11 protein-coding genes and 1 tRNA gene are annotated in these 12,520 nt (G+C 41.6%); 4 read left to right on the top strand and 8 right to left on the bottom strand.

The genetic code is table 11. The features are described 5' to 3' along the window. Window positions 1-496 precede the first annotated feature (496 nt). Entirely contained in the window at window positions 497-922 is a 426-nt protein-coding gene (locus VK179_14000) for a hypothetical protein (protein HLO59855.1), read from the bottom strand. Window positions 923-1,091: 169 nt separating this feature from the next. Beyond that, window positions 1,092-1,757 carry a hypothetical protein gene (locus VK179_13995; GenBank protein ID HLO59854.1) on the bottom strand — a complete coding sequence of 222 codons (666 nt, stop codon included), beginning with the start codon at window positions 1,755-1,757 and terminating at the stop codon, window positions 1,092-1,094. A 319-nt stretch (window positions 1,758-2,076) separates the two neighbouring features. Between VK179_13995 and VK179_13990 the strand changes: the two genes are divergently transcribed. After that, complete coding sequence (locus VK179_13990; GenBank protein HLO59853.1) at window positions 2,077-2,262, top strand: hypothetical protein; 186 nt, start codon at window positions 2,077-2,079, stop codon at window positions 2,260-2,262. A gap of 171 nt (window positions 2,263-2,433) precedes the next feature. Here VK179_13990 and VK179_13985 read toward each other — a convergent pair whose 3' ends face one another. The 3 genes from VK179_13985 to VK179_13975 all read right to left on the bottom strand — a co-directional run bounded on the left by VK179_13985 (window position 2,434) and on the right by VK179_13975 (window position 5,052). After that, window positions 2,434-3,225, bottom strand: a complete 792-nt coding sequence (locus VK179_13985; protein HLO59852.1) for a hypothetical protein — start codon at window positions 3,223-3,225, stop codon at window positions 2,434-2,436. 16 nt (window positions 3,226-3,241) lie between these two features. Next, window positions 3,242-4,612 carry a hypothetical protein gene (locus VK179_13980; protein ID HLO59851.1) on the bottom strand — a complete coding sequence of 457 codons (1,371 nt, stop codon included), beginning with the start codon at window positions 4,610-4,612 and terminating at the stop codon, window positions 3,242-3,244. A gap of 358 nt (window positions 4,613-4,970) precedes the next feature. After that, a tRNA-Leu gene (locus VK179_13975) sits at window positions 4,971-5,052 on the bottom strand. 365 nt (window positions 5,053-5,417) lie between these two features. Between VK179_13975 and VK179_13970 the strand changes: the two genes are divergently transcribed. Together VK179_13970 and VK179_13965 are read left to right on the top strand one after the other, a co-directional pair. Beyond that, window positions 5,418-6,263, top strand: coding sequence for a hypothetical protein (locus VK179_13970; protein ID HLO59850.1), 846 nt, complete (start codon window positions 5,418-5,420; stop codon window positions 6,261-6,263). A 2-nt stretch (window positions 6,264-6,265) separates the two neighbouring features. Further along, window positions 6,266-7,429 carry a PQQ-dependent sugar dehydrogenase gene (locus VK179_13965; GenBank protein ID HLO59849.1) on the top strand — a complete coding sequence of 388 codons (1,164 nt, stop codon included), beginning with the start codon at window positions 6,266-6,268 and terminating at the stop codon, window positions 7,427-7,429. Window positions 7,430-7,537: 108 nt separating this feature from the next. Here the strand turns inward: VK179_13965 and VK179_13960 are convergent, their stop codons facing one another. Then, entirely contained in the window at window positions 7,538-8,098 is a 561-nt protein-coding gene (locus tag VK179_13960) for an OmpW family outer membrane protein (GenBank protein HLO59848.1), read from the bottom strand. A 43-nt stretch (window positions 8,099-8,141) separates the two neighbouring features. Between VK179_13960 and VK179_13955 the strand changes: the two genes are divergently transcribed. After that, on the top strand, window positions 8,142-8,363 hold the full coding sequence (locus VK179_13955) for a hypothetical protein (protein ID HLO59847.1): 222 nt from the start codon (window positions 8,142-8,144) through the stop codon (window positions 8,361-8,363). Between the two features lie 33 nt (window positions 8,364-8,396). On the opposite strand, the gene VK179_13950 is transcribed toward VK179_13955, so the two are convergent. Together VK179_13950 and VK179_13945 are read right to left on the bottom strand one after the other, a co-directional pair. Further along, the gene (locus VK179_13950; GenBank protein HLO59846.1) at window positions 8,397-10,691 is read right to left on the bottom strand and encodes a T9SS type A sorting domain-containing protein; all 2,295 of its coding nucleotides are present in this window, start codon (window positions 10,689-10,691) and stop codon (window positions 8,397-8,399) included. 108 nt (window positions 10,692-10,799) lie between these two features. Next, entirely contained in the window at window positions 10,800-12,413 is a 1,614-nt protein-coding gene (locus VK179_13945) for a tetratricopeptide repeat protein (protein HLO59845.1), read from the bottom strand. Window positions 12,414-12,520 lie beyond the last annotated feature (107 nt).

Here is a 12,520-nt window from a genome sequence, read left to right as displayed (position 1 = left end):
TTTCTCATCTATTATAGAATATTGGTGTAACAGGTTAATTAAATAAACTAGTCAATATTATTCGCCTTAGTGCAACAAATATAGAAAAAGCTTCTCATACAAAAAAAACTTTGAAGATAGTTTTTGGCCAATGGGGAGGTTTGGTCTATTCTGCTCCCTCCCTTCATCCCACCGCCCCTCGATTGCGCTCGGGCGCCTTAATCAATTTGAGCTTCGCTCAATTGATTTTCAGGCGCAGAGCTTCACTCGGGGACCGTCGCATGGGTCGTGTTTTGGGTTGGGGACCGGAGTTCCACAAAACATCTTCCGTGCGACGGTCCCCGAGTGGAGCTGGTGTTGTAACAGCAGCGAAGCTGCAAGTTACAATGCCAAAGCGCAATCGAGGGGCGGTGGGATTAAGCGAAAGAGGGCAGGCAGGGCGAATCTTCCACCTTAAGGTAACTCTCTTAACAACGTTTTCGTTTTAAATCGTCATGCGAGAAAGCTTGCGTTTCCCTTACTTAAAAACGTTGAACGTAATCATCTCAGGGTATTGCTCTGTCGTGCCGTAAAAAACAAGGCTGTCCTGATTGAGCGTTTTGATCATCAGGTCACTAACCGGTTGTCCGTGAACAATTGTTGAGTCAAATTGGAGGCCGGTAATTTCTATTGCTGTTTCGTTGAGTATAAAGGCCCAGGTAACGTCTTGCGATTCTCCGTTAAGGGTATACATCAGATGGTTATCAGTGCCGAACTTCAAGGATAAGTTCAACCTGCCGGTTAATGTATCGTCGGGTAGCTGGTTCATATTCAAATCATTAATAAAGCCCTGATGAGTCCAGGTTTTACCGGTAATAAGTTCTTTGGCAGAAGCCGGTTTATTTTCTTCTTTTGAACATGATACCAGAACAATTACTAAAAGCGCAAGAATGAGTTTTTTCATGAGGTTGAGTTAAGATTTAACAAATATAAGAAATGTATCTCATACAAAAAAGATATGCTTGGTTGATCGAAAAGGTTTCTCGCTGCGCTCGAAATGACGAGCATTCTTTGGATGAGTGGAAGGAAAAAGCAGTTAGTGCCGGCTTTACCGGCACTAACTGCTTTTTCCACTAAAAACCTGATACAAAGCCGTCATTTCGAGCGAAGCGAGAAACCTCTTCATCCCTGCTTTTAATTTCATAGAAAATTGCAAAATTGACCATGATAAGTGAAGTGTACCAGGCATAAACCATGGCGCAGTTTTCAAACCATACTCTTAGGTTATTCTTCACAATGCCCACATCGCCGTAAAACTGAACTCTGCAATTATTTTCAGTGATGAAAAAGAGGCCGAAAAGTACAATTGATAAGAAATAAGTGTACCATTTCCATGACTTATTCCGAGTTGCCTGAAAGATTAACCAGAAGGCAAATAATAAGTAAATTAAGAATTTCTGAAACCACCAGGATGACAACATGTTTAATGGTTCGCCGGATATTAAATATGAGATTGTGTATTCAAACCATTTGATTTGTGTCAGAATAAGAAATGCCGATAAATAAAAAGCAATCAGACGCCTTTTTAAAAAGAAAAGAATGACAATGATTGGGAATAGTGATAGCGCTAAAAAATGATAAGCAATATTAATATGATTGAAAAAGAATGCCCAACCTACTTCATCTAATCTGGATGGCAGGAAAAATGATGCAAGAAATATAAGCGCTGAGATTACGGTGAGTACTTTGGCTGTGGAGGTTTTCCAGTGATCAAACATAGTAATTAAATACTGCGCCATGGTTCTCAAAAGGTTGAGTTAAGATTTAACAAATATAGAAAATGTATCTCATACAAAAAAAACTTTGAAGGGAGTTTTTACCCGATGGGAGGTTCAGTCTATTTTGCTTTTTCCCTTAATCCCACCGCCCCTCGATTGCGCTCGGGCGCCTTAATCAATTTGAGCTTCGCTCAATTGATTTTCAGGCGCAGAGCTTCACTCGGGGACCGTCGGAAGCGTCATGTTTTTCGGAGGGGGACCTTCGGAGGTGTTATGTTATTCAATTATTGCGATAAAGTGAATGTTTTTTAATACATTTGCGCGCTTAAATTTTGAAACAATGGAAAAAGACAGCAAAGCTCAGATAACAGTTACCGACGAGACCCGTATGGTAGTTGAACATTATCTTCAGAAACAATGGGAGCGTCGTGCTAAGCGTGCAGCTAAGAAAGAAGCTGCTAAAGGTGCTAAAGCAGGTGAAGTATGGGATCCTAAAAGCGGCACTTTCAAAAAGCCTAAAAAGTAGTTTCAGCCTCCATCCTATCGCTTTAATTTTATTGGGAATTCTTTCAAGCCATGCCCGCATCTCTACGATGCCGGGCCTGGTTTTTTAGCTCCCGTTGGTGAGCTTGTCCAACCATTGCCTTTAACCCGGTTATGGAGCTTGTCGAACCATTGCCTTTGAGCTTGTCCCTGTCTACTTATTGTAAGCATCAATCGCCTGTCTCAAGTGCTTAGGCTTCGAAAGCGAATAAAAATAACTGACCCACATACATCCGGCACCAGCAAGCATTGTAACTACACCTGGGGTGGTGTTGGATTTTGATAAACCGTTATTGTGGTTGGTGGTGGCGATTACTGCAACCAGGCCTGTAGCGACAGCAACTCCCCCTACTACGCCAAGAATGGTTTCCGTTTTCCTGACTGACTTATACTTTGTTAAGTGCATCATGCTTTCAGGATTATCGGAAAGGTCAACCAACAGGTTTTTGTATTTCGCCTTCTTTAAATCGCCAAATCCTATATTGTAGTAATTTTTGATATTCCTGGTTACCATTCCTGATGAGTACATACCCGGTCCCCCGAATCCGGGGCTGTAAAATCCCGGACTGTATGATGTTACATCTCTTTCATAGAGATTTATTTTTCCTTTGCGGATCCTCTGGCAAAAAGTGGATGTTCCTGAACTGTTAATGTTTATGGTATTTGCATAGAAGCCGGTCTCGCCTTTGAAGAATTTAACGAAATCCTTTGAGACTTTAATTGAATCGCACATCAGAAAGCTGCCGCCAAACATGGGTGATCTCAACTCAACAATCCGTCCATAAAGTACTGAATCAGAGAAGAAATACACATAGTTCCTGGTTTCATCAACCTGGCTGAATGCAGAACTTACAGTCATCCATAAAAGTACAAGAACAATTGCAGATCGTTTTAAAACTGAATGAAGCAGGCAGTGATTGGTGTTGTTTGATTGGTTGTGGTTCATTGGTTATTGGTTTTGGCTATTTGGTGATGATGATTTTGCATGAGACACCCGCATCAGATGTACAAAAATAGACTCCGGGTTTGAGTGAAAGGGTATTCAGTTGGCCCTGACCATTGCGTATTTCAACGTAAGTAACCGGCTTTCCATAAACATCGCATATCGTCAGCAAACTATGCTGCATTCCCGGCACATCAAAAGTGACACTTTTGGTGGCGGGAACAGGGAATGTATTGATTGCCGCTAACGGAGGCCTGGTATGGTCAACACTCACAATGCCTTGTGAATCAGTTTTCAAAAGAAAGGGATAATCATTTGCGGATGAGTCTTCGCCCGTAATAATATACCCTCCGTCATTACAGTTATTTATACTTTGATAAACATGATCAGGGAGTGTTTTACTCCAGGCAATAGTTCCGGTTGTATCCATACAAAGCAATTCATACCTTCTTGATGAATTGTCGTTTACCCAGCATAGCAATAAAGCTTGTTCTTCGCTATTTATAACAAAATCAATGACAAATGAAGAGTCGGCTGAAAATGACAATTCCTGATCAAGCAGAACCATACCTGAAGCAGTAAATCTCACGATAAAATTCTCATCGAAAGAATAGCTGTATGCTACCGGAAAGTGCGCTATACCCAGCAGGTCGCTGCCGCTGTTTTTCATCTTATCAAGATAAATGAAATTGTTTTGGAGATCGAGAATTGTATATGAGAATGTGGTAGAATCAGCAGGTTTTGAGAATATCATGTTAGTGACATAATGTAACATGAAAGGAAATTCATCAAGAACAGCAATAACCACATCTCCGTTATCGTTCACGGAAAGTGAGGAAGGCCACCAGTCAGGATTTGAGAAAAGCAGGTTCATTTCTTCATTTTCACCATCGACCGGGTTTAATTTAACCATGTAACAGTTGGATGAAATTTTTATACAAAGCCAGAGAGAACCATTTGCAAATACGGGTGGCATGTTGATATTCTGGATTCCTCTGCCCCATAAAAAATTCCCATCCGGATCAATCTTTAACAGACTGTAATCAGCATGAGTGACTGTAATATAGATGTTTCCATCAGGATCTGATACGCCATATTTCACTTCGGGCACATTGGTCTCCATACCAATATCCATATATTTTACCCACAAGGTGTCACCATACAGATTGGTCCTGATGAGTGTCAGATAAAAAACATCGTAATGACGTGCAGCCATTGCCATGATATAACCGTCATCCTGTGGGAAGGACACTATGCCATTGATACCATTTTGCACAAAAGGGTAGTTTTTATCGAAAGAGATGCCTTGAGATTTTTGCCCGAAAGAATAAACTGAAAATAATCCGGTTAAAGAAATTATCAAAGCGATATATAAAATTATCCTCTTCATTTCAGGTTAATTGTTTTTCAGAGTATTCAGGCTGTCAGCACTCAGCCTTCAGTGTTCAGCCACTGGAAAAGCAGATAGGTGCATAAACGGAACGAATGTATGGCAAATTAATATAGATTCAAAATACCCAATCAGAATTCAGCCAAATAAGCTAAATGCTATAAACAGCAACACAAGCGAAGCAGCAATAATGAAAAAAACACAAGGAAATGAAATAAAGGAAGTAAAACTTTGGAATTTTTGAATCTTGAATTTTGAAACCAGAATCTGTAATTTTGAATCTGAATCTTGAATCTGAATCTGAATCTGAATTTCAAATCTCAAATCTCAAATTTCAAATTTATTCCCCGAAGGGTTGTGCGGATAAGGAGACTCGAACTCCTACGCCTCTCGGCACCAGATCCTAAGTCTGGCGCGGCTACCAATTACGCCATATCCGCATTTAAGAGGCGCAAAGATAATACTTTTTCACTACCAATTACACCTGGCTGTTTCAATTTAACTTTTCTACATGTGAAACGTTTGTTTTTTAAAGCGAAGAGCTAAGCGCGGAGGGCTGAGGGCAAAGGGTTCTCAGTTCTCAGTTCTCGGTTCTGAGTTCTGAGTTCTGAGTTTTGAGTTCTGAGTTCTGAGTTCTGAATGCTGAGTGCTAAGCGCTAAGCGCCGATGCTGACTTCTAAATGCTGCCAAAGGCTTCCAAAAAGCCACTTTAGCCTTTAGCCTTTAGCCTTTAGCCTTTAGCCTTTAGCCTTTGAGCTTATCCTGAGTGCTGACTGCTGAATGCTTAAAACCAAAATATAACAAAATGAAACTCATCCTCTTATCACTTTTCGCCCTGTTACTAAACCTCCCAAATGGAGATGCGCAGGAGATTTATTTAAATGAACGCCTGGAGAAACTCTGGGAAACAAAGGCGGGACTGCATACGCCTGAGTCGGTGTTGTATGATCCTTCTGAAAAGATGCTTTATGTTTCGAGTATTAATGAGCATCCCTGGGAGAAGGACAATAACGGTTATATTACACGGCATAAACCGGATGGTGATATTGTTAATTATAACTGGGTGGAGGATATGAGCGCGCCCAAGGGGATGGGGATGGTGCAGGGTAAACTGTATGTGACCAATATTGACGAGGTGGTGGAGATTGATGTGACTTCTGCCAAAATCACCCACCGGTATAAACATCCTAAAGCTGAGAACCTGAATGATATAGCTATCGGGGCTGATGGTCGAATATTCGTATCTGACAGTAAAGGGAACTACTTATTTGAAATCTTTAACGGGGTTATGGATATTCTCTACCAGTCGGATGCAGGGCCAACCAATGGCTTGTTTTATGAAACAGGCAGGCTGCTGTGCGGACAGGATAACCGGCTGGCAGCGCTTGACCTGACTACAAAGACGATGACAACTTTTATTGACAGTACAGGTCCTATTGATGGGCTTAAGGGTGTTGGCGACAGCACGTACCTGATTTCGGACTGGAGCGGGCATGTGTATTTGTTGCAGCAGGGCCAGCCTAAGTTGCTTTTGTTTGATGGTACCCCGCTTGAAACAAATGCTGCCGATATTGAGTTTGACCCTTACGACCGCATTCTGTACATCCCTACATTCAATAAAAACAGCGTACTCGCCTATAAATTAAAGTAAATATGGAAATCCACCGTCTGTCAAAATCTATCCTTCCGCATAAGCCTTTCAATCTGCTGCTGATTGTTTTGCCTGCTTTTTTGTTAATAGCATGCAATAAACGGCTTGAGAGCCAGAATAATGACAATAACCAGGATAAGGATACCACTGTAATAGCCAGGGGACTGGAAGTGCCATGGGAGATTTTGTGGGGGCCTGATAATTGCATTTGGATGACTGAGCGTACCGGCAGAATCAGCAGGGTAAATCCTGAAACGAAGAAAATAACCGTTTTACTTGAGATAAACGTCACCAACCAGGGTGAATCGGGGTTGCTGGGTATGGCACTGCACCCCGATTTTCAGTCAAATCCTTATGTGTACGTGAGTTACAACTACACATCGGGTATGGCAATCAGGGAAAGGCTGGTGCGGTATAATTATGCCAATGACAAGTTGACCCAGCCTGTGACGCTGATTGACAATATACCGGGCAATACTTACCATGATGGCTCGCGGTTGCTGTTTGGTCCTGACGGGAAGTTGTATATGACGATGGGTGACGGTGGTGAGATGCCCCGGGCTCAGGATTTGAATTCGCTGAACGGTAAGATTTTGCGGATAAATGATGATGGAAGTATTCCGACCGATAATCCGTTTACCGGAAGTTATGTTTATGCCCTGGGATCGAGGAATGCACAGGGGTTGGACTTTTCGCCTTCAGGGATATTGTATTCTTCAGAGCATGGGCCTGAATCAGACGATGAGATCAACATCATTGAAAGGGGCCGCAATTATGGCTGGCCTGATGTGAAAGGCAAATGTGACACCCCGGAAGAAACTGCATTTTGCCAGTCGAAGAATGTGCGTGAGCCCATTTACGCCTACACCCCTACCCTGGCATTGGCCGGAATTGCTTACTACAACAGCGATAAGTTCCCCGACTGGAAGAATTCACTGATTGTGACTTCGCTGAAAGCCGGCAGACTCATCATACACCACCTTTCGGCCGATGGGATGTCGGTTACCAAAACCACCACCATTTACGATGGCGACTATGGGAGATTGCGCGATGTATGTGTGTCAAAAGATGGCCGGGTATTCATTTCAACCTCCAACAAAGACGGCCGCGGTGACCCGAAAACAGGGGATGATAAGATTATTGAGATTCATCGGATTAATGGCTAAAGGCTTAGAAAAACTCAAAGGCTAAAGGCTAAAGGCTAAAGGCTAAAGGCTAAAGTGAAGGAACACTTCGACGTACTGCTTTTGCTCAGTGACCGAAGGAAAAAGTATCTACTTCTTCCCTCCCCCTATTTCAAATCCGATTTTTAATCCTACATAATCTTTGGATTTGATTTTTTCGACACCGGGGATGATGTTGTATTCAAGGCCCAGCCTGAAGTGGCCGGCCACCACTCCTGCCCTTGGTGCCAGGCCGAACCGGTTGCCGAGGTGGGCGGTTGAAATGGCATCACTCACATAATCTATATCGCCCAGGATATAAACACCGGTACCAAGCCCAACAAACGGGCGGATGGTTGTGGTGGTGAAGTAATAATCGCCTGTGAGCAGAAAGCTGGTTACCCCTGTGGCGCTGACTTCAACCACATCGCCATCAATGAGTATTTCGCGGGAGGAAATAATCACCACCTCCGATTTAAAGCCCACCGAAATATTGTCGGTTACATTGTATTTGGGCTCAATATAAGCACCAGCCCCGAGTTTGAGGTCGTTGTTGGTGGGAAAGGCAAATACCAGTCCCAGGTCGACTTCAAAGGGTTTGTAAAGAGTGCTTTGGGCATAGGAAGCAATAGATAGGAAGAATAGAACTACGAAAATTATCCTGGCTTTCATTTTTTCAGTTTTCAATGACGTTATCTTTTATAACTTAAACGCTATGAAGCGCTTGTATGTTTCAGCTGCCGAAGCAATCGAATCATGCTTAGAAATCAATCGCCCTCACCCGGTCCCTTGCCGGAAAGAAGTAAATCAATCGCATTCACCCAATCCATTGCAGGGGAAGAAGAGATCGATCGCCCTCACCCAGTCCCTTGCAGGGGAAGAAATAAATCAATCGCCCTCACCCCGTCCCTTGCCGGGAAGAAGTGAGGGCGAATAACACGTTAATCTTAATTAATGTTTAATCCCAGCCCTATCTCTTAATGAATTTAGCATGAACACTTTTACCGTTCTGGCCGGTTGATTTAAGTATGTATGCTCCGGTTTCTAAATCAGACAGATCAAGCAGCGGCTGATTGTTGATTGTCATCAGTAAGCGGCCCGATAAGTCGAATATCGCCACAGGAGTACCAATTTCAATTCCTGAAATTGTCAGGTTTTTTGTTGTTGGGTTCGGATAAACGCTGATTTCGTTGGTAACAGGCACATTGGTTGTTCCAACTGTATTAATATCGACGGTGTACTTAACCAGTCCGATATCGTCGGTTCCCAGATAGATATCAGCCATTTGTCCGTCAAATTTCACTGCCGAAGTGGTAGCCTGCAAATACATGAGGCCAGCGTTTGAAACCTGTGCCCAGGTTAGCCCGTTGTCATTGGTAAAGGCAAAAGAAGATTCCGAAATTTGTGAAACATTGGTGACAGCAACAATATGACCATCAACATCAGTTGAGTGGACTACATTGTGGAAAAGGCCGTCCAATATTTTTGTCCATGTTGCACCGGCATCCATTGATGTAAAAATGCCTTTATTGGTAGCGATAGTTAACTGCTGTTCATTAATTGGGTTATTTGCCAACTTCATAATAAGATCCTGGTAAGCAACCAATTCATCTAATCCGGTTGATTCAACCCAGGTATTACCACCATCGGCTGATTTAAACACCTTTGTTCCGACAGCCATTGTAATATTCAGTGAATTGGCCCGGTCAATGTAAATACCTGTCACCATATCCTGGTACGGCAGGGTAATCAACACACTCTGAACGTTTGACTGATCGGTAAAATCAATTTTATAAACTTCAGGAGTTTCACCATAATACGAAAGCGAGGCCCAGATAATATCAGGATTTGCAGGATCACTGACAACTGTATGAAGGGTGGGACTAAATCCGTTAAGTACCGGAAAAGTGGTATTTCCGTGATCGTTACTTACCTTCAGGTCGTTTCCCATAAAAGATGACTGGTAGGTATAAACCCTTCCGGCAAGCAGGGGATCAGCAATAACCGGTGAAGTTCCGGAGATTGTCATATAATCAAGAGGCATAACTCCGTAAGGGGTGTCAATACCTGTTGAAAGGTCACGGTGTACATATCCGTATTGAACACTGTAATAAAGATGGGCTTCGTCAGTATCAGAAATATCAACATTGCCTGTTGTTACAAAATAAGGGTTAAGTACCCTTGTGAGGGTTTCACCACCGTTTGTTGAAAAGAATGGGTAATAGTCCCCATTTACGAATACTTCATTTACATTGAATGGGTTAAAAGAAGCTGTTAAGCCATAATAGTAAGTGTAAGTATCAAAATCAGGATAAACGAATATTTCATGAGTGGCAAAATTGTCATGGGTAATAACCATTTCATTCTCTTCAAGAATGATAATATTATTGGGATCGAGGGGATTGTAAACGATCGCATTGATATTGTCCTGAATCTGGTCGGTCCAGTTTACAGGGATAATATTCCATGTATCGCCACCGTCAGTTGACCTGTAAAGGTTTTCATCCTGATCCTCGTTCTGGATAAAAGTACCAAGGAGCACTTCATCAGGATTAGCAGGATTGAATGAAATGGCAAAGAGTGCATTTCCCTGAAGCATCTCGTTCCAGGTTGCACCGGCATCGTTTGACACAAACAGTCCTCCATCCACATCAGTTGGTCCCATTCCTCTCATAATGAATAATTTCTGAGGATCAGAAGCACTTATGGCAACATTATTTGGAAAGACTTCGTTGTAATCGACATTGTAATAAATTTCATCCCAGGTTTTACCACCATCAGTTGTGTAATAGACTTTAGCAAAATTGGCAAAGCCAATTTTAAAGCCCTGCAAAACCATGGCGGTATCAGGATTATTCTTCCACAGGCTGTAGGCTGAAATCCATTCTTTCTCTGAATCAGCAGGTTTGGGTAACACGTATTCCCTTAATACTTCCAGTGAAGCAAGATCGAGAATAATTATTTTATCGACTTCGCCATACGTAATATAGAAGCTGGCCTGGTTACCGGGTAGCATGCGAAGCGACTTTATTGAAACATTTGTTTCAGGATATGAATAGAGAATTTGCCAGGTAACTCCATTATCGGTTGATTGCAGAATATGATTACCAAGCGTTACAGCGTAAAGTTTATTTTCTACGAGGGGATCATAATTGATGTCGAAAATCCTCCCGTATTCAGAAGAACCAACGATTTCCATTTGGGCATAAAGTTCAGTCACCAAAAGTGGAAAACATAACAAGAAGCTAAGTAGTAATTTTTTCATTTCAGTTATTTTTGGTTTGAAAACACAATATTCTGTATTTATGACAGTAAACCAGTAAAATTGTTGAGGAAATACTATGACAGTAGTACGGAAAAAGTGTGACATCAATTAATTTACGAAACCTGAAATGTAGTCAAACAGTTCAGTATCATCGGGAAGTTCCAGTTTGCGGAGTATTCGTTCTTTTCTTTTCCTGCATGCTTCAGGCGTGATATTGAGTAAAGAAGAAATCTCTTTAGTGCTGAGGTTGATATAGATGTACGATAAAAACCTTATATCATTTGAATTAAGTACAGGGTGCTTTTGCTTAAGGATGGTCAGTATTCCACTGTTGACTTCTTCAAAATGGGTAAAAAAGTCCTTCAGTTCAGCATCACTCTTCAACTGGCCTTTAAGTTCCTGAAGATGTGCCATTAACTTGTTATTACCGGAAATTTCAGGAAGTTTTCCGAGAGATTCAATTATATCTTCAATCACTTCATTTCTGTGCGACAGGTTCAGGGCCTTTACCGCAAGCTTTCGGTTCCTTATTTCTATTTCATTTTTTAACCGTTCTTCCTCTAACAAGGCAATGGTCTCTTTTTCACGCAGTTGCTTTTCAAGAAGTAAATTATCAGAATTTCTCTTTTCAAGTTCAAGCCGCAGAATTTCTTTTTTCTGTTTGTTTTTTGTTGAACTGCTGCGCAATGCCCAGGTTATGATCAGAATAATTAATAAGGCAACGCTGATGATGATGTAGAATGTCCTTCGTTCAGATTTTATCTTTTCAAGGTTTTTTTGCGATTCCTTCTGGTAATTCTGAATTTCAAACTTTACCCTGTTTGTTTCAAATAACCTGCCATTCCTGATATCGTTTAACTGTGCACTTGATTTCAGCACCGAGTCTTTGGAAACCAAAGCCTGGTGAAGCAGATTTGTCTTTTGATAAAGGTAAGAGAGCCGCTCGTAAATTGTTATTTTATCTTCGGTGGTTGGATTAGCAGTTAATGCCATCCTGCAATGGTAAATAGCTTTATCAAGATGCCCGTCGGCTTCATCTACTTTTGACAGTATGATAAATGCAGGTATCTTATTCCAGCTGTAAGTACCCTCATTAATAATGTGTTGAGCTATACCGGCCGCTTCTTTGTAGTTTTTGCTCAAAAGGTGATTTTCAGCAAGGGCCATGTCGGCATGCTCAAGCAATTCAGGATTATCCTTAACAAGTTCTATTGCTTCGTCAATGTATTTGCGGGCTTCCCTTGCATTCCCCTGCTCATTGGCGACAATACCAACATTTATGGCATACATACCAATCCTTGATTTTGTGTTGGTACTTTTGGCTATCTGATAAGCTTTACGCACATACTCCTCAGCTTTTGCAAACTGCCGGTCTTTCAGGTACAACACGGCTATATTATTCAATACTATCATCTCCTGATCTTCTGACAGGTGTTTGATTGCTATGGTATATGCGCTCAGATAGTTATTGAGTGCTTCGCCATAATCAAGCATTGAGTAGTAATTAACCCCAATATTGTTAACCGCAAGAAAGAGCTGCTGGTACCATTGGTGCTCCTCGGCGACTGTCTTAACCTGTGTTAGAAGTTCGAGTGATTTAACGTGGTCTTTATTATTCATGGCTTCAACGCCCAGCAAAATTATTTTATCACAATCCTCCTGTGAATCAATAACATGCTGTGGTGTTATTACCAATAAAAGAAATAAAGCTAAGCGAATCATTATTCAATTTTAGTTCAAGGGGTTCAAGGGGTTCAAATTGTTCAAGTTGTTCAAATGGTTCAAATGGTTCAAATGGTTCAAATGGTTCAAATTGTTCAAATTGTTCA

The organism is Bacteroidales bacterium (assembly GCA_035299085.1).
Taxonomy (GTDB): Bacteria; Bacteroidota; Bacteroidia; order Bacteroidales; family UBA10428; genus UBA5072.
Note: the sequence above shows the minus strand (reverse complement) of the source record. Positions and strands in the feature narration are given on the sequence as shown.